Annotated in this window: 18 protein-coding genes; 7 read left to right on the top strand and 11 right to left on the bottom strand. The window is 46.4% G+C overall.

Annotated elements, in window-relative coordinates; all coding sequences use genetic code 11:
* Positions 1-342: 342 nt before the first annotated feature.
* Positions 343-1,335, bottom strand: coding sequence for a hypothetical protein (locus KDN34_RS12855; protein WP_212594147.1), 993 nt, complete (start codon positions 1,333-1,335; stop codon positions 343-345).
* Between the two features lie 45 nt (positions 1,336-1,380).
* Between KDN34_RS12855 and KDN34_RS12850 the strand changes: the two genes are divergently transcribed.
* Positions 1,381-2,597, top strand: a protein-coding gene (locus KDN34_RS12850) for an IS3 family transposase (protein ID WP_407695771.1) whose coding sequence is annotated in 2 segments (ribosomal slippage) — positions 1,381-1,696 and positions 1,696-2,597 — 1,218 coding nt in all. Because the reading frame shifts where the segments join, the coding sequence is not laid out codon by codon here.
* Here KDN34_RS12850 and KDN34_RS12845 read toward each other — a convergent pair.
* The gene (locus KDN34_RS12845; RefSeq protein ID WP_212594145.1) at positions 2,581-3,288 is read right to left on the bottom strand and encodes a hypothetical protein; all 708 of its coding nucleotides are present in this window, start codon (positions 3,286-3,288) and stop codon (positions 2,581-2,583) included. The genes KDN34_RS12850 and KDN34_RS12845 overlap by 17 nt on opposite strands.
* An 885-nt stretch (positions 3,289-4,173) precedes the next feature.
* Positions 4,174-4,650, bottom strand: coding sequence for a Dps family protein (locus tag KDN34_RS12840; protein ID WP_212594144.1), 477 nt, complete (start codon positions 4,648-4,650; stop codon positions 4,174-4,176).
* A gap of 178 nt (positions 4,651-4,828) precedes the next feature.
* Between KDN34_RS12840 and KDN34_RS12835 the strand changes: the two genes are divergently transcribed.
* Positions 4,829-5,164, top strand: a complete 336-nt coding sequence (locus KDN34_RS12835; RefSeq protein ID WP_212594143.1) for a DNA polymerase III subunit psi — start codon at positions 4,829-4,831, stop codon at positions 5,162-5,164.
* A complete protein-coding gene (gene rimI, locus KDN34_RS12830) occupies positions 5,164-5,625 on the top strand; it encodes a ribosomal protein S18-alanine N-acetyltransferase (protein ID WP_212594142.1) in 462 nt (153 codons plus the stop codon). The genes KDN34_RS12835 and rimI overlap by 1 nt, the downstream gene beginning before the upstream one ends.
* 54 nt (positions 5,626-5,679) lie before the next feature.
* Here rimI and lipA read toward each other — a convergent pair whose 3' ends face one another.
* From lipA to KDN34_RS12810, 4 genes are all read right to left on the bottom strand, one after another.
* A complete protein-coding gene (gene lipA / locus KDN34_RS12825; RefSeq protein ID WP_212594141.1) occupies positions 5,680-6,645 on the bottom strand; it encodes a lipoyl synthase in 966 nt (321 codons plus the stop codon).
* Positions 6,642-7,295 (bottom strand): lipoyl(octanoyl) transferase LipB, encoded by a 654-nt coding sequence (gene lipB / locus KDN34_RS12820; RefSeq protein ID WP_212594140.1) that lies wholly within the window; start codon positions 7,293-7,295, stop codon positions 6,642-6,644. Before lipB ends, lipA begins: the two co-directional genes overlap by 4 nt.
* A gap of 83 nt (positions 7,296-7,378) precedes the next feature.
* The gene (gene ybeD, locus KDN34_RS12815; RefSeq protein ID WP_212594139.1) at positions 7,379-7,645 is read right to left on the bottom strand and encodes a DUF493 family protein YbeD; all 267 of its coding nucleotides are present in this window, start codon (positions 7,643-7,645) and stop codon (positions 7,379-7,381) included.
* A 110-nt stretch (positions 7,646-7,755) separates the two neighbouring features.
* A complete protein-coding gene (locus tag KDN34_RS12810) occupies positions 7,756-9,543 on the bottom strand; it encodes an aminopeptidase P family protein (RefSeq protein WP_212594138.1) in 1,788 nt (595 codons plus the stop codon).
* A 308-nt stretch (positions 9,544-9,851) separates the two neighbouring features.
* Here KDN34_RS12810 and KDN34_RS12805 point away from each other — a divergent pair, with 308 nt between their 5' ends.
* Positions 9,852-10,634 carry an ROK family protein gene (locus tag KDN34_RS12805; protein ID WP_212594137.1) on the top strand — a complete coding sequence of 261 codons (783 nt, stop codon included), beginning with the start codon at positions 9,852-9,854 and terminating at the stop codon, positions 10,632-10,634.
* Here the strand turns inward: KDN34_RS12805 and KDN34_RS12800 are convergent, their stop codons facing one another.
* From KDN34_RS12800 to KDN34_RS12790, 3 genes are all read right to left on the bottom strand, one after another.
* Positions 10,635-11,066 (bottom strand): FKBP-type peptidyl-prolyl cis-trans isomerase, encoded by a 432-nt coding sequence (locus KDN34_RS12800; RefSeq protein ID WP_407695806.1) that lies wholly within the window; start codon positions 11,064-11,066, stop codon positions 10,635-10,637.
* A gap of 127 nt (positions 11,067-11,193) precedes the next feature.
* Positions 11,194-11,616 carry a DUF1294 domain-containing protein gene (locus KDN34_RS12795; protein WP_212594135.1) on the bottom strand — a complete coding sequence of 141 codons (423 nt, stop codon included), beginning with the start codon at positions 11,614-11,616 and terminating at the stop codon, positions 11,194-11,196.
* Positions 11,617-11,619: 3 nt separating this feature from the next.
* Positions 11,620-12,807: a DUF418 domain-containing protein gene (locus KDN34_RS12790; protein ID WP_212594134.1), complete on the bottom strand. Its 1,188-nt coding sequence runs from the start codon at positions 12,805-12,807 to the stop codon at positions 11,620-11,622.
* A 247-nt stretch (positions 12,808-13,054) separates the two neighbouring features.
* Between KDN34_RS12790 and KDN34_RS12785 the strand changes: the two genes are divergently transcribed.
* Together KDN34_RS12785 and KDN34_RS12780 are read left to right on the top strand one after the other, a co-directional pair.
* Positions 13,055-13,525, top strand: coding sequence for a hypothetical protein (locus KDN34_RS12785; RefSeq protein WP_212594133.1), 471 nt, complete (start codon positions 13,055-13,057; stop codon positions 13,523-13,525).
* Positions 13,526-13,709: 184 nt separating this feature from the next.
* Positions 13,710-14,189 (top strand): DUF2127 domain-containing protein, encoded by a 480-nt coding sequence (locus KDN34_RS12780; protein WP_212594132.1) that lies wholly within the window; start codon positions 13,710-13,712, stop codon positions 14,187-14,189.
* A 44-nt stretch (positions 14,190-14,233) separates the two neighbouring features.
* On the opposite strand, the gene KDN34_RS12775 is transcribed toward KDN34_RS12780, so the two are convergent.
* The gene (locus KDN34_RS12775) at positions 14,234-15,805 is read right to left on the bottom strand and encodes a S10 family peptidase (RefSeq protein WP_228730338.1); all 1,572 of its coding nucleotides are present in this window, start codon (positions 15,803-15,805) and stop codon (positions 14,234-14,236) included.
* Between the two features lie 334 nt (positions 15,806-16,139).
* On the opposite strand from KDN34_RS12775, the gene KDN34_RS12770 reads away from it, so the two are divergent.
* Complete coding sequence (locus KDN34_RS12770; protein ID WP_212594131.1) at positions 16,140-17,066, top strand: DUF368 domain-containing protein; 927 nt, start codon at positions 16,140-16,142, stop codon at positions 17,064-17,066.
* Positions 17,067-17,090: the final 24 nt, after the last annotated feature.

The raw sequence follows: 17,090 nt of genomic DNA, 5'->3' as shown, positions 1-17,090 counted from the left end.
ATCAATTAGAGCTAGAAATCTAACTCGAAAATGTCCATAAATGAGGTTACACGCTCAGGTGTAAGAGAGAAATAAAGTTTGATACCAAACAGTCAAGCAACCCTGCTCGAACAGTTTAAGATTAAACATGATCAAAAATAAAGATTCATACTGATTGCATCCATCAAGTCCGAATCAAGCTACAGCTGAGTATTAAAGTATCATACTCGTTGTAACTCATTTCTGGACAGAACCTTGTCTATGGATTTGCTAAATTAGAAACCAATACATAACTTTTTGTAATGCAAAGTCTGCTCGATTTGTTTGTAACCACTAATTTGATAAAGTTACGAGTTGAGCTTTTTATGCTTTCGTACTTGCATATACATAAAGAACTGTGTACAAGCATGAAATCAAAACGGTTCTGCTTTGACTGCTACTTTGGTCATTCATATCACCATCTTTATAGGAATGATGTGCGAAGTAGTTCCTAGATGCGATGAACTTTAGTGTTTGAGTGAGAAAGTAACGTTGTTCCTTAGACCATCTTTGGCCTACTGAGACTGAATCTATTTTATGGAAAATATCTTCAGGTGTATGTCTCAAGCTAGTAAGATCCCAACAATCTTTCCCAGTAACAGCTTCATATACTACCTTCGATTTTGTATCTGCTACATGCGCGGCTAGTAACTTAATGGCTTTCTTTAAATCATCTTCAGATTCTGCGTACTTGTTAAGCAATATGCTTTTTATTAAGATCTCTGTTCTTATTGTCAAGACTAGCAAGTTGTCTAGAATTCGTGGCTGAACGAGGTGTACATTGCTTTTCGAGTTAAGTGTATGATGCAGATCATGAAAACTTCGAATCCACGGATAGAAACCAGGGAGTAACTCTAATTCGTTATACCAAGAGCCTAAATCTTGCTTATCCAGCAATTTATCTATTGATGATAAGTAAACTGGGGTATATCTAGAAAAAGTCTCTTTAAACTTCAACTCTTCAAAATCTAATACATCTGCTAATTGAGAATGGCGTTCTCTCATACGACCACGATATGACCATTTTTCTATAAGCTCACGTTCGTTTTCACCCAAATAAGTTAGCCATTCAAATAAGAAATATATGTCTTTTCGCAGTAATTCTAATGCTAACTCATAGCAATTCATTCCTTGAACTTTACTTTTATCTTCCCATAAAGAAAAAAGCTCTAGCAATAAAGTCATGTCAGATATAAGTTGATCTTTAGATGAATGTGTTAGATCCAAGACAAACAGGGACATTTCAGAGAATGTATTTCCAATTTTACCATCATCAAAAACAAACCTTGTGTAATAGCCCCCAATTAAAACGGACACTCATTAGTTAAGCGATAGGCTTAGACCTATCTTTAAGGAGTGTCTATGGAACGTATTGAAATTATTACTGGCGAACAACGTCGCCGTCGTTATACTCCGCAAGAAAAAGCAAAGTTCGTTGCCATGACTATGCAGCCGGGCTATTCGGTTTCGCTGGTTGCCAGGCAAAACGGCATAACCCCGAGTCTATTGTTTAAGTGGAAAAAGCTCATGCAAGATGGTGGTATGTCTGCTATCCAGTCTGGTGACGAAGTCGTCAGTGCTGCAGACCATAAGGCGCTTCAAAAGAAAGTGAAACAGCTTGAGCAGTTGCTCGGCCGTAAAACGATGGAAACCGAAATTCTAAAAGAGGCGCTGGAGATAGCCCAGTCAAAAAAGTTGATATCGCGCATGCCATTGCTACCACCGGACGATTCCCTGTCCTCCGAGTAGCTGCGGCTCTTGGCGTGTCGCGTTCGAACTTATACCAACGTTTGTCCGTGCGCCGAGAAGGCCGCTCAGTACGCTACAACAAGGCTGATGATGCGCTGTTATTGCCGTTAATAATCGACATCTGCGAGGAGCGTGAAAGCAACGGCTATCGCCGGATTACTGCGCATTTAAATCGCCAGTTGAAAGCAGAGCAGCATGTAATTACGCGAGTGAATCCAAAACGCGTCTATCGCCTGATGCAACAAAACAACTTGCTGTTACGCAAACATACCGGTCGTGTAAGTGAGCACCGCGCTCATGACGGTCAGGTTATTACGTTGCACCCAAACACTCGCTGGTGCTCAGATGGCTTTGAAATAACGTGCTGGAACAAAGAAAAAGTGCGCGTGGCATTTAGCTTAGATTGCTGTGATCGTGAAATTATGAGTTATGTAGCCACAACGACGGGTATCCGCGCTGACATGGTTCAAGACATTTTGGTTGAAAGCATGGAACAGCGCTTCGGAGATGTCCGAGAGTTGCCACATACCGTCGAATGGTTAACCGATAATGGCAGTTGTTATATCGCCGAAGAAACACGGCAGTTCGCCAAGTCACTCGGTTTTAAGGTGTGCACGACGCCAGTTAGAAGCCCGCAAAGCAATGGCATGGCAGAAGCTTTCGTGAAGACGTTTAAACGAGATTATGTATACCTGAACGACCGTCCAGACGCAGCCACGGTGCTTGCAAAGCTCGCTGAATGGTTTGACGATTACAACAATTACCACCCACACAGTGGATTGAAAATGATGTCACCTAGAGAGTATCGAGCTCTTAAAGTGGCGAGTTAAGCTGTCCGTTTTGGTGGGGGCAACTACACCTTGTATTAATAGTTCTATAGTTAGCAATACGCTTGAACGTTTGAGCGTATTTTGAAACCCAATGAGCGTTGACTTTATTGTATTCTTTTTTAAAGTATTCAGTACCTGAGCGCTTATCGAGGTATTTCTCTATAAACATACAGTTAGCAATAGTTTCAAATATGATGTAAGAGCGCCAATACGCAAGGTAGTATTCGCATGAACGATAAGAGCGACCGTTAGGATGGTCTTTTAACTCAGGCTTTAAAGTGGTATCAGTTTTAAACACATTCACGAATATCTCTTTCAAAGAAGTATCGTAAGGGTGTATAAAATCAGTTAGTGATTCATCTTGAAAATTTCTTATAAATACATCGTAATATGCAGCATTCTTTACTTGAGGATCTACACATTGTTTCCCTCCTATCGTTGGATAGTTCTCCCAGTCTAAAAAATACTTATCAGGCAAATTGACACAAAGTTCATAAGCACTAACATCGTTCGAAATTAAGTCTATCAACTTCAAGTTATAGGGAAGTCGCTTGATACCAAAATTATTTTTGATGTACGAGAAAAACTTGCTACCGCTACATAGTTGACGATTGTCATTGGTGTTATGGGCAGAAATGTTAAGGTAGTTTAAATAATAGTCACTATCACTATGCCTAATGCTTCGATGCATCTCCCTCTCCTTCATACTCCCGTTCACTACAAAATAGTAGCTTAAAATCAGATGGATAGCATTTCATCTTTACACTAATTGATATACAGGGCTAGAGTTGTACGCGCACTAGTCACTTGGTCAACTATACCTCGTGATACAGGCTAGATAACAAACAAAAGCTAGGGATAACTTTTCGTAGGGCAAACTCGCATTAACAAGATGTGAATGAGTAAAAGTACTAACGAGAAAAGGGGCATTTTCGATTTAGCAATGGCAACGTACCGACTGCAATCGCTGCCATTTTAGTATGGTACTCTAATACTCAGTATGAATCTTTATTACTTGGTATGAGACTTCATTACTCTCACACATCAGGGGCATGCTTGTGGCTATTCAATGATTTGAGAGAGCTAACAATCAATCAGAAATGCTTTCAATTCACATGTAGTACGTTATTTTTCTAAAAAGCAGGTCGTCATCAGAGATAGTGGGTGTAGTGGCGTAGTGACTAGTTTTTAGTAATCATAAAAAGGACAAAGAGTGCTGAACGATGGATATGGTTATTTTTCGGGGACTACCATAAAAGTGTAGTAGTTAAGTATGCGCGAATAGGTATCTTTTTTTGTGATTAAAATAGTTAGAAATTAGCAATGTAAAACATTAAAAATCATGTGTTTATTCGATGTTTTTTCTAGTTTAATTTTCTAATGAAAATCTTATCTGATTGATTTTTATGACTTAAATAACTCACTCCAAAACCGACGGTTACGGGTTCGAGTCCTGTCACCCCTGCCACTAATTTCAACGGCTTGCATGTAATGTGCGAGCCGTTTTTCGTTCATCTCAAGTAGCCCATTCAACAGTACGAAGACCGATTATCGGTGGTCTTTTATATCGGAAACCTTAACTGGCTAACATACTGCGTAGCATCCAAGCGGTTTTTTCGTGCAACTGAATACGTTGCGTCAGCAGGTCAGCGGTCGCTTCGTCATTTGCTTGATTCACCAGCGGATATAGAGCTCTGGCGCTGCGAATAATGGTTTCCTGCCCATCCAGTAACTCCAATAACATCTGCATGGCATCGTTTACCCCATTGTCTTCTTTGATGCTTGTGACGTTCGCGTAGCCACTATAAGAACCCAACGCGCGTTCGCCTAAAGTCCGAACCCTTTCGGCAATAATGTCTACAGCGGTGGCGAGTTCTGTATACTGCGTTTCGAACATCAGGTGTAGCGTGTTGAACATGGGGCCGGTAACATTCCAATGAAAGCTGTGAGTCTTGAGGTAGAGGCTGTATGTGTCGGCCAGCAGCTTGTTTAGCCCTTGGGTAATTTCCAGGCGGTCAGCCTGATTAATACCAATATTGACGGATGTATTCATGATAAACCTCCTATTCTCGATACCTCCATATCATAGCCGTCAGATGGCCTGTTTAAAGTTGATAAAATAGATACCGGCAATCGATAGACTTGAAAAACTGATGGTTTGTTAAGGCGGACAGGACTTATAAAGTGATAATTTGATATCCTTATTCACCAATTCAGTGTGGTGTTTGTTGATGAATAAATTTCTTTATGCCATGGGTGTGACCGAGTGGCACTTACGAGCGAGCAGCGATGTCACCGATGAAGTTTTTTTGCTGGCAGATGCTGGTCAATCGCTGCTGCAACATCCCATCGTTGCAACGGTGTTAGCGTTGCTGGGGATTGCACCAGAAAAATGCCGTGTGGTAGCCGAAGTCGCTACGGGCACAAATGTATTGTGGTCCTTTGGTGAATCAACGGCTCATAATGCGACTCTCTCTACTCCTGCATTAGCGTCGCTACAAAGTGATAGCGAAGCCAAACGTGTTTTGTGGCAACAGCTGTGGCGTCATCTGGATAATATTCAATAATGGCTCAAGTATTACCGCTTTCGATAGCGCAATTATCGCAAATGCTGTTAGTCGAGCAGCAGGCACATCCTTATCCTTGGGACGAGGCAACCCTTGCCAGTTGCTTTGGCCGTTTTTACCAGCAACTGGGATTGTTTGACGATAATGCACAGCTAATAGGCTTCAGTATTATGCAGTGCCTGTTTGAAGAAGCGACATTGATGAATATTTGTGTGAAGCCCAGTGAGCAAGGAAAGGGATTTGGCAAACTGCTGCTGGAACAAACAATCGCGTCGTTAAAAGCCCAACATATTGAGGTGTTACTGCTGGAAGTCAGGGTCAGTAATGCTTCAGCCATAGGCCTCTACCGTCATCTTGGTTTTATTGAAACTGGCAGTCGTAGAAATTATTACCACACAGCTGCAGGCCGAGAAGACGCAATGTTGATGGAGTTAAAGCTGCATTGTGATATTCAGGCATGATTTGTCGAAAGAGAAAAGCCGCCAGATGGCGGCTTTTCTCTTATTTAAGAGGCGTTACTTAACTTCTTTGCCCTGCGCTTGCAAATCAGCATGATAGCTGGAGCGAACCAGTGGCCCACAGGCGGCGTGGGTAAAGCCTAATTCCACCGCGATGTCATGCAGTTCATCAAACTCCTGCGGCGTGACATAGCGCTCTACCGGCAGATGGAAACGGGATGGTTGCAGATATTGCCCCAAAGTCAGCATGTTCACCCCATGGGAACGGAGATCTTTTAATACCTGAACGATCTCTTCATTGGTTTCCCCAAGTCCCATCATCAGACCGGATTTGGTCGGGATTTCTGTGTGGCGCTGTTTGAACTGCTGCAGCAGATTTAACGACCACTGATAGTTTGCGCCGGGGCGCGCTTTACGATAATGCGCCGGGGCGGTTTCCAGATTGTGGTTGAACACATCTGGTGGCTCAGTTGCCAGAATATCCAATGCCTGTTCAATACGCCCGCGGAAGTCAGGTACCAGAATTTCTATTTTGATATGTGGATTGAGTTTACGGATCTCACGGATACAGTCAGCAAAGTGCTGTGCGCCGCCATCACGCAAGTCGTCGCGGTCCACTGAAGTGATCACCACGTACTTGAGCTTCATATCACGAATGGTGCGCGCCAATTGTAATGGCTCTTCCGGATCGGGTTTGAGCGGACGACCATGGGCGACATCGCAAAAAGGACAGCGACGAGTGCAGATGGCACCCAAGATCATAAAGGTCGCTGTACCATGATTAAAGCATTCTGCCAAGTTGGGGCAGGAGGCTTCTTCACAGACGGAATGCAGGCCATGGCTGCGCAGTGCCTGTTTGATATCCAGGATACGTTGATTGGACGACGGCAGCTTTACACGCAACCAGTCGGGTTTGCGCAGCATAGTGTCGCGTTCAGACGGGACCACCTTTACGGGAATGCGGGCAACTTTATCGGCGTCACGCAATTTTACGCCGGGTTGTAATCTTTCTGGCCTGTTCATGACTCTGGTAATCCTTGGTAATGCTGTAATTGCTGATAGCCAAGTCGCTGGCTGAAAATTTCACTGAAGAGCTTAGCAGCTTCCTCGACGGTGGCGGGACCACCCAGATCTTTACACTGAGTCATCTCCAGCCCGGCGTAACCACAAGGGTTGATGCGGTGGAATGGCTCCAAGTCCATATCGACGTTGAACGCGACGCCGTGGAAGGAACAGCCTCGGCGGATGCGCAATCCCAAAGATGCGATCTTTTTACCATCGACATAAACCCCGGGGGCATCTGCTTTCGGATAAGCTTCTATCTGAAAACGTGCCAGTACGCCTACAACCGATTGCTCAATGTCGGTGACCAACTGCCGTACACCAATCTTCAGTTGGCGCACGTTTAACAGCGGATACGCAACCATCTGTCCAGGGCCGTGATAAGTCACCTGACCACCGCGGTCAACTTGTACTACCGGTATATCACCCGGCGCCAAAATATGCTCGGCCTTGCCAGCCTGACCTTGGGTAAATACAGGTGGGTGTTCCACCAACCATAGCTCATCGGGGCTATTATCGTCGCGGATATCGGTATAGTGCTGCATTGCGTGCCATACCGTTTCATAATCCATCTTACCCAGATGGAACACGTGTAAGGTTTTTTCGGACAAGGGCAACATCTCTCCCTGTGGATCTGCCGGCCATTATACCCAGAGTCGGCAAAAATGTAATCTAGATCACATTTTGTGATGGGTTATAACACCCGACGAACCCCTTCAATGGCGGCAAGTTCAGTGTACAAGGTTTCTATATGTTCTTTGCTGGTGACTTGTACTCTGATGGTCACGGAAAGGTAACTACCTTTACTGGAAGTTTTGGATGAGGTGGTGTAATCGCCGGGGGCATGTTTCTGCACGACCATGACCACTTGCTCGGCCAGCGCTTCACTGTAATCTCCTACCACTTTAAACGGAAATGACGTAGGAAATTCCAGATATTTATCAAATTCAGTATTCAGCATCTGCATGACTCTCTCAACAACGCTACTGCAGTTTATATGGCGGCAAGTATAACCGAATTCAAGGGATGACATAAGCTACGGAGGAACATCTGTTCCTCCGCCAATAGTTGCTACAGGGCTGATGTTGCCTGCTGTAGCCACGTCAGCTCCGCACCAGACAGCATTGGTGACAACGTGGTGTAAACGCGTTGGTGATAACGGTTAACCCAGCCGATTTCGGCATCTGTCAGCAGCTTTTTATCAAACAAACGCTTATCCATCGGAATTAATGTCAGCGCTTCAAAGCAATAGATTTCCCGTTCAGCCCCAGCGAGTTCTGCACAAGGTTTTACTGTCAGCAAATTTTCCAAGCGAATGCCGAAGGCCCCTTCACGATAATAACCGGGTTCATTGGACAGGATCATTCCGGGTTCCAAGGGAACGGCGTTGTGATTTTTGCCGATACGTTGCGGGCCTTCATGCACACTCAGATAATGGCCGACACCGTGACCTGTGCCGTGGTCATAATCAAACCCCTGCTGCCACAGATATTGGCGCGCCAGAATATCCAGTTGCTGACCGGTGGTGCCTTTCGGGAAGCGAGCCTGATCCAGTGCGATATGGCCTTTAAGTACCAGTGTCACCAGTTTTTTCTGCTCGTCGGTTACTGCGCCGATGGCAATGGTGCGGGTAACATCGGTAGTGCCATCAAGATATTGCGCACCGGAGTCCACCAGATAGATGCTGTTCATTTCCAGCATCTTAGGCGTACCGTTCAGATGGTTGTAATGGCACATCGCCGCGTTGGAACCCGCAGCAGAAATGGTGTCGAAACTAGGTTCACGGTAGAGCGAATGTTGTTTGCGGAAACCTTTCAGCTTTTCTGCCAGTGTGGCTTCATCGTAAAGACGGTCATTGGCCACTTCATTATCCAGCCACGCCAGAAAACGGCTAACGGCCACCCCATCACGGACATGGCTGTCGATCATTCCCTGCATTTCTGCTGAGTTTTTACGGGCTTTGGGCATGGCAACAGGATCACTGCCGGCGATCAGCTTGGCACCTGCGGCTTTGGCTTGTAGCTGACTGGCCGCATTGGCGCTGTTGGGGTCAGCCAATAGCTTTTTACCATTGAGTGCCATCAGTGCATCACTGAGTTCTGTTTCTGCTTTAAAACTCACGCCAGTCCCGACATGGGCAGCGATTCCTTGTGGCAATTTATCCAGGTCAGTAAAGAGAATCATCGTGCCATCGGCATGCAACAGCGCGGTCCCGAGGATGACTGGAATGCGCGGGATATCCTGCCCGCGGATATTGAGCAGCCAGCAAAAAGAATCAAGCGCAGTGATTAGTGCGACATCGGCTCCGGCCTTTTTCACCAGTTCGCCAATTTCCTTGCGTTTTTGCAGGCTGGTTTTACCGGCAGTCGCATCGCTGAACAAAATAGCCAAATCTTTGGTGGGTGCCGGGCGTGGGTGCCAGCAAATATCCACTGGATTGTTTTCCAAGGCGATAAGCTCGATACCGGCTTTCTCCAAGGTGGCCATTGCCTCATTGAACCAGGCCAGCGTATGGCAACGCGGATCGACCCCAACTCGGCTGCCGCTGGGCAGGTGAGCGGCTAACCATTGATATTGAGGCATATCAGTCAGACTTTCATAGTGATAGAGCTTGGCGTCCACCTGTTGACGAACTTGCACGACGTAACGTCCGTCAACAAACACTGCCGCGCTGTCTTTCATCACGATGGCCATGCCCGCCGAGCCAGTAAATCCCGTTAACCACAACAACCGTTCATTATGAGCGGGAACGTATTCACCGAGATACTCGTCGGCACGTGGTTGAATAAAGGCATCGAGCTTTAGCTTGGCCATCTCACCACGCACAGCGGTAAGACGGGCGGCAATGTTATCAGACATGGTTACTCCGTTAGCAGCTTGCAATTCAGGCGCGTTGCAAGCCAGTCAATATGAATGCATCTGTGGCTGATTATCGCAAGCCACTAATCCTTTCCGCAAGGGGCAGTCGTTTGCAGCTAAAGGACTGCCAGAATGTAAAACGGATATTTTAACTGCGATATTTGTGCGTCATGGGTGAATTGATGATGATTGAGTGCAATAATTCAACTGGAACTACAGTAAAAGCAATATGTTAAGTTATTGGCAGTGCCGCATGATGGATGCCTGTGCTACTATATCGCACTGCGGTATAGCTTCTGGGGGATTGCATGGCGGAGTTAACAATTGATGTCGGTTCGGAAACCGCGCTGTTTCTGTTCAGTGAGGCGGGCAGTACCGAGCAATATAAAATCCCTACAGGAGAAGGCTTCTCGCTGGATGACTTAAATCAGCAAATCGCCGATTTAGAGAGTGACTACCAACTGCAGGATTATCGACTAGCGCTGGCATTCCCCGGCATGGTCAGAGATCACTCGTTAGTCTCTTGCAAACATTTGCCGGGATTGGCCGGGCAAAATCTGCAAAAGTTACATACCAAAGGTACACTAGAAGTCGTCTGCAATGATGTACAGGCCGCTATGCACGCTGTGACCAGCAACAAATACGCCTGTGAGCTATTGGTGATGTGTTCCGAAGGTATGGGACTGGCACTGTCTATTCACGGTAAGGTTTTTACCGGGGCGAATGGTTTGGCTGGTGATCTTGGCAATTGTTGGGTGATGACCGAATCGGGTGAATTTACGCTAGAGCAGATGGCCAGCGGTGAGTCTATCCGTCAGCGACGTTTGCGTAACCCGGTAGAACTGTATCGTTCAGGGGCGTATTTGGGAATGGGCATTGCTTGGGCCATCAACTTGTTTAATCCGCAGCATCTGTGGTTGGCAGGCAGTACCATTGCCAATGCAGATTATTATAAAGGGTGTGTGGCCAACATTCGCGAAATGGTATCACCAGCGATGTCAGGCATGTGTCAAATCAGTCGGGTAGATGACTCTGAAACGCTGGTGTGTCGGGGATTGATGGCCATGCTCTCTGAGCTGAATAACACTTGATTACGGATTGATTTTCAGCAATTCAATATCAAATATCAGTGCTGCTCCCGGGGGAATGGGTCCGGCAGAGCGATTACCATAGGCAAGATTGTTGGGGATGAAAAAACGCACCTTGTCCCCTTCGACCATCAGTTGTACCCCCTCTGTCCAACCTTTAATCACGCGATTCAATGGAAACTTGAGTGGCTCGCCGCGCTTAACTGAACTATCAAACACCGTGCCATCTAATAGGCGCCCCTCATAATGAACCTTAACGGTATCTTCGGCGGTGGGATGAACTGTGCCTGTGCCATGGTTCAAATATTCATATTCCAAACCTGAGGCGGTAGTAATAATCCCAGGTTTACTTTTGTTGGCCGTAAGAAATGCATTTCCCTCTGCAACGGTTTGTTCAATGCCTCGGTTAGTGAGTGAGTTCAGGTAAAAGTACATGGCTACTGCGACGGCGGATGCCAGTACAACCCCAATGATAGTTTTCATTTCGCTTTCCGAATTATCTGCACATTGTTATAAATCAGCCAATATATTAGCAGTTTGCGCAATGACTTGACAGCGATTGCTAATGGATAGCAATGACTGTGTGCTGATACTGGTGAATTCCCATCAGTGCCACTAAGTTGATGATTACACAGCACCAGAACAGCAGACGGAAGCGACGTTTAATCGTTTTGTGCCGGAATTGATGTTGTGCCAATAACGCGCCCGGCCAGCCACCTATCAGCCCTAAAATTTGTAACTGAAATTCTGGGGTGCGTTGCAAGTGATTAATGGCGGCCTGTTTGTCATTGGCGTACAGCCAGTAGGTGGTCAGACTGAGTAGCAAATACCAAACCATAAACCACCAGGGTAACGCTTTGGTGGTTACTGATAACACCAAATACAGGGAAAATATCAAGGTTACTTTATAGGCCCAGGGCATACGCCAAAAGCCTCCCGGTCGATAAGCACGGTTGCGTGATGAGTATGAACTTTTGGGTTTCATGAGTTACCTTCCCTGTAAGCCGTTGTAGGCAAGTTTGCGCCATAACCATTCCAATGGTCCTTGCTTAAAGTATCGCAGATAAGCACTGGCTAACAGTAACTGGATCAGGCTCCAAATGCTTGCTAACAGCAGATAATCGAGAAAGTTGAGTGTCAGCAATAGTTGCGGTGCGACATGGCGAAACAGCATAACACCAACCACTGACTGCAAAATGTACAGTGATAGCGGTATCTTACCGACAGCCTGAAGTGCTGTAAGCCGCTGTGGCTGGTTGTCACAATATCCCACCACCCATTGCAGCATCCATAATGCCATAGGTATGGCCGCTAATAGTACGATAACCAGCGCCATGTTCTGTATTATGTAGCTGTCAGCCGTACTGCACTGGTAAGCGATAAACCCTAAAATCAATGACCATCCCAACAGGCGATGAACATTAGACAATCTGTGGCTAAACCAACCTTGTTGCAGCAAATAAATCCCCAGTAACATCATTCCACTAATGAGCCAGAGATAGGTCATCGGAAACACCAGCAGACTGACGCCGACAACGAGAAGCTGTTGTACTAACTGACTACCGTAACTTCCTGTCCAAAGCTGGTACTCGTGCATATACGCGGGACTGCCTCGCACCATTGGCACAGCCTCTATTGGGATTAATGCCATTAGCAGCATGACCAATAACCCAATCGCGATAAAGAGTTGGGCCTTTTGCAGTAGTTCGGCTGTGCTGAGTCCGCGATATCGCCAAACTAATAGGCCGCAAACACCATAACTCAGCAAAATGTCGCCGGGCCATAGCAATACACCGTGAACCATACCAAATGCCATTAACCAGTAAAGTCTCGACTTCACACGTGATCCCGCATTCAGTCCGGCTGCACTAAAATTGTGCCACTGAATATAAAGTCCGACTCCAAATAACAAAGAAAACAGCGAAATAAATCTATCTCGCAGCAACATGTAATACAGTATTTCACCGAGCGTATCGCCAGTCGCAGCGGGCTCTGAAGCCACATACTCGTAGCTGCTTATACCCATGGTAAAAATATTCAGATAGAAAATTCCCAACACTGCCAGGCCCCTTACAGCGTCAATGTTGGGCTGTCTGGAAAATTGCTGGCAATGAGGTGAGGGCGGCGAGGAATGCGTCGCGACAACAAGTTGCGCTTGGTGACGATCCTGTTGCATCTACAGTACGTTCCCTGTGGTAAAAGGCTTCACCCTGATAGTAACAGAAATTTTTATGGCTCCTGTGTTTAGATGTTTGGGGCTCCACTTTGGCATCACTGAAATTTCTGGTCTAGCTTTTATGCTACGGTGCTCAGCAGTGATTTCACCTTCAGAACTGGTTTTCAGGTGATCTCTGACCCGGTACGCATACCCGAGGTACCGGTGTGCAGGTTATGGACATCTGCGTGGATATGGAGGCGAACATTTGAAAGCACTAATTAGAGTGCCGATACTGGCACTTGTCGGGCTGATGGGGGGGAACCTAGCGGTTGGCGCTGAAGTAGATACCGCTTCGGCGGAACACGGAAAATATCTGGTGATGATCGCTGGTTGCAATGATTGTCATACTCCGGCCTATTCAATTAATGGCGGACAGACCCCAGAAGCCCAATGGCTTACCGGTGAGGCCTTTGGTTGGCATGGTCCCTGGGGGACGACCTATGCGACAAACTTGCGTTTACAGGTAAGGCACTTTACGGAAGAACAATGGGTGGTTTATGCCAAAACGCTGAAAGCGCGGCCACCCATGCCGTGGTTTGGTTTGAATAATATGCATGAGGCTGATTTAAGAAGTATCTATCGTTATCTGGTGCAACTGGGGCCCGCAGGCAAAGAAGCCCCTGCGTACTTACCTCCGGAACAAAAGCCTCCAGCGCCTTACGCGGTATTTCCATAAGTAAAGGGTTATCGCCAAGTTATTTACTGCGGCAAATAGGATTTTTGTTATCATTTGCCGCACTTCTATCGATGAAACCAGTCGAAGTAAATTTATTTATGTTGTTCACTAGCGTTTTTAACCAATGCGAAAGTGTTTATGGAACAATGGTTGTAGTGGTTGTTATTTCATATTGAGGGTGAGAATGGCAAAAGTAGAAAAAGGGTTGAGAGCTGTGGCAGTGCTTGAAGCCTCAAAAGGTGTGTTGTCATTGATTGTGGGATTTGGCATTCACACGTTGGCAGGTAAAAACCTTAAGCAATCATGCGAATTGTTGTTAACGCACCTGCATCTGAATCCGGCCAGTCATCTGCCGGGGATATTTCTGCATGCTGCAGAATCGCTCGGTAATATCAATCTGACACTGATTGCCATGGGTGCCTTACTCTATTCCTGTATCCGTTTTGTTGAAGCCTATGGACTATGGCATAGCCTGGTTTGGACGGAGTGGTTTGCTCTGGTCAGTGGCGGCATTTACTTGCCCTTTGAAGCTTATGAAGTTGTCGTTCACCGAAATCTGCTGAGTGTGGCGACTTTAGTCGTTAACCTGGCGATAGTCGGTTATATGATTTGGCTCGTGCGTTATAAACCAGCTGAAGAACACGCGGTAAATAGTGAGCGATAAATAAAAACGCCCTGCTAATTCAGGGCGTTTTTACTCATAACAGCTTATTTGTGAAGCGTATTTTTATAAAAATCTTCTAAATCTTTATGCAGCGATTTCAGCGCTTCTGGATTCAGATAGATCATATGGCCGGATGGGTAGTAGCCAAAATGCACATTGCCCACCAGCGAAGGATCCAGCTCCATATGAGCTAAATCGTATTCAGTGGAATGGAATGGTGTTGCCATATCAAAATAACCGTTAGCTGAGAATACCTGCAAGCTTGGGTTGGTGCGGATCGCATTTCCCAGGTCATCAACCACATAAGGTGAACGACTCTTATGCCCACGGCCTAAATCGTGTTGCCAGTCCCAGCTGTGGAACGCATCAAAACTGAATACCTTGTAGGTATCATCTGGATGATAGTTGAGCTGATTTGACAGATAATCATTGAAAGTAGCAATAAACGCTGCAGATGGTGCGGTATCTGAGGGATCGGTATCTGGTGTTTCACCGATGGCATCTTTATCCATACCAGTAAAGCGACCATCGTAGCGGCCCATCGTGCGTTCTTCATCACGCAGCAGTTCTTTACGGAACTGAGCCTGGCCAACTCGCATATTCGCGTGTTTCAGATATTCGGTGCTCAATCCGGTGTACTGATGCAGTTGTTCAACTACTTTATTGAGTTCTGCCGCAGGAAGATTGTGACCAGCTGCGAGAGCCTGCGCAAATTCCCCTTCTGCAAATGCTCTTACCTGTTGCAGGAATGGCTCCAGCGCTGCCGGTTTATTTGGCAGCTTGTCGTGGTAATAAGCCACCGCTGCAAAGGTTGGCAGCAGACCCACATAATCACGGTCCAAACCAGGCGCTTTAGCCCCATAGTTAAGGATGCTGGAGACCAAGATCACGCCGTTGAAGGCCATACCCGATTGTTGCAGATGGTTCGCCAGGACTGGTGCACGCACAGTACCGTATGACTCTCCCAGCAGATATTTAGGTGAGTTCCAGCGATTGTTAACGGTCACATAGCGTGTGATAAAGCGGGCAAAACCGTCTGCATCTTCGTCAACACCCCAGAATTTCTTCGCTGGATTTTCTTCCTTACCACCTTTTTCTTTATCATCAGGTGTTGCGATGCCGCGAGTCAGACCGGTATCAAATGCATCAATAAACACTAAGTCGGTGCTGTCCAGCAAAGTGTACTGGTTATCCAGAAGCTTATAAGGCGCCGGTGGCGTTGGTGCGGCATTGGTCGTTTGTACTCTGACCGGGCCGAAGGAGCCCATGTGCAGCCACAGTGAAGAGGAGCCAGGGCCACCATTAAAGACAAAGGTCACCGGACGCGGTTCGTCCTTTTTAGACTCCATGGTGTAGGCAACGTAAAAGACACTGGCAGAAGGGCGATTCTTATCATCCTTAATGATCATATTACCGGTCGTTGCCGTGTACTTAAGGGTATCGCCGTTCACTTTGATACGGTGTTCCGTCGTCACCGCTTGATCTTGAGGTTGTTCGGCTTTGGGGGCGGTTTGGCTTGGTTCTGAGTGTTCAGTTGCCAGCGCTTCATAAGAATATAAAGGCGCCGCCATCAGTAAACTGGCACATAACAGGGATGCCAGAGGTAATTGACGCATGGGTTGCTCCGCTAGAGATGATGGGTATTTTTTAAAGGGGTCTTCGTTTTAGCAGAGAACCTCAGCCGGTTAAACCCTCATTGGGTTGGCTCGATAACTGGCTGAACTGTCAAATATTCGAGAACTATTAAGGATAATTTAAGATAAATTACCAATATTCAGTGAGTTAATTTACCTTTATGGCATTTTAAGCAGCTTGGTGGGGTTGGCTGATGACATGACTTGTTGCAATTTGATAATGAACAGAAATAGTTAAAGGCGACAAAACGTTGCTTAGCTTTACCCCTAGAGTTACGTATAATCCGCTGCAGAATTTAGCGTTCAGGAACTTAGTGTGAACTATCTGTTAACCTATTTGAAAGGGCTGGCAATGGGCGCAGCCGATGTGGTGCCGGGTGTTTCGGGAGGCACTATCGCTTTTATTACCGGTATTTATGATCATCTGCTGGAGAGTATTCGCCGTATTAATCCCTCACTGTGGTCAATCTATCGGCAACAAGGCTTAAAAGGTGTCACTGAGCATATCAATGGTGGCTTTCTGTTAAGTCTGTTAGCTGGAATTCTTACCAGCATTTTTACCTTGGCCAAACTCATTTCGTGGTTGTTAGCGAATCATCCGATTCCGGTGTGGTCGTTTTTCTTCGGCCTGATCCTGGTGTCTGTTTACCATATGCTGCGACAGGTTCAGGGGGGATTTTCGCTGTCACGTCTGGGGTTGTTTGCGCTGGGTGCCTTAATCGCCTGGGGGATTACGGTCGCAAATCCCGGCCAAGTTGATGCTTCCTATCTGAACATCTTTTTTGGGGGGGCGATTGCTATCTGTGCCATGATCCTGCCAGGTATATCGGGCAGTTTTATTCTGTTGATGTTAGGTTTATATCCTGCAGTGTTGGGCGCCGCCAAAAACCTGCAGCTAGACATTCTCGCGTGTTTTGCTGTTGGTGCGATCATTGGCATTCTCTGCTTTAGTCATCTGTTATCGATGCTGCTCAAGCGTTTTCGTGACGCCACATTGGTGTTCCTTACCGGTTTGATGATGGGAACATTAGGTAAGATCTGGCCATGGAAGCAAACATTGAGCTGGCGCACCAATTCTCATGGTGAAAAAGTACCCTGGCAACAGCAGGATCTATCGCCATTCTCCTACGAGCAGTTGACCGGGCATTCGCACCAGCTGATGTTTGCGGTGGTCTGTGCCATTGCTGCCATTGTGCTGGTACTCGCTTTGGATTACATGGGTAATCGCATGCGTAAGGTATAACTGACGCTGTTCATAAAAAAGCTC

The organism is Shewanella yunxiaonensis, from assembly GCF_018223345.1.
Lineage (GTDB): Bacteria > Pseudomonadota > Gammaproteobacteria > Enterobacterales > Shewanellaceae > Shewanella > Shewanella yunxiaonensis.
This window is presented reverse-complemented; position numbering and strand designations above follow the sequence as displayed.

What these genes read in the sequence shown, in the direction of transcription:
- KDN34_RS12805 (WP_212594137.1), top strand. Translation starts at nt 9,852, where the DNA reads ATGGCGGAGTTAACAATTGATGTCGGTTCGGAAACCGCGCTGTTTCTG.
- KDN34_RS12840 (WP_212594144.1), bottom strand. Translation starts at nt 4,650, where the DNA reads ATGAATACATCCGTCAATATTGGTATTAATCAGGCTGACCGCCTGGAA.
- KDN34_RS12775 (WP_228730338.1), bottom strand. Translation starts at nt 15,805, where the DNA reads ATGCGTCAATTACCTCTGGCATCCCTGTTATGTGCCAGTTTACTGATG.
- KDN34_RS12810 (WP_212594138.1), bottom strand. Translation starts at nt 9,543, where the DNA reads ATGTCTGATAACATTGCCGCCCGTCTTACCGCTGTGCGTGGTGAGATG.
- ybeD (WP_212594139.1), bottom strand. Translation starts at nt 7,645, where the DNA reads ATGCTGAATACTGAATTTGATAAATATCTGGAATTTCCTACGTCATTT.
- KDN34_RS12780 (WP_212594132.1), top strand. Translation starts at nt 13,710, where the DNA reads ATGGCAAAAGTAGAAAAAGGGTTGAGAGCTGTGGCAGTGCTTGAAGCC.
- KDN34_RS12790 (WP_212594134.1), bottom strand. Translation starts at nt 12,807, where the DNA reads ATGCAACAGGATCGTCACCAAGCGCAACTTGTTGTCGCGACGCATTCC.
- rimI (WP_212594142.1), top strand. Translation starts at nt 5,164, where the DNA reads ATGGCTCAAGTATTACCGCTTTCGATAGCGCAATTATCGCAAATGCTG.
- KDN34_RS12795 (WP_212594135.1), bottom strand. Translation starts at nt 11,616, where the DNA reads ATGAAACCCAAAAGTTCATACTCATCACGCAACCGTGCTTATCGACCG.
- KDN34_RS12845 (WP_212594145.1), bottom strand. Translation starts at nt 3,288, where the DNA reads ATGCATCGAAGCATTAGGCATAGTGATAGTGACTATTATTTAAACTAC.
- KDN34_RS12835 (WP_212594143.1), top strand. Translation starts at nt 4,829, where the DNA reads ATGAATAAATTTCTTTATGCCATGGGTGTGACCGAGTGGCACTTACGA.
- KDN34_RS12800 (WP_407695806.1), bottom strand. Translation starts at nt 11,066, where the DNA reads ATGTACTTTTACCTGAACTCACTCACTAACCGAGGCATTGAACAAACC.
- lipA (WP_212594141.1), bottom strand. Translation starts at nt 6,645, where the DNA reads ATGAACAGGCCAGAAAGATTACAACCCGGCGTAAAATTGCGTGACGCC.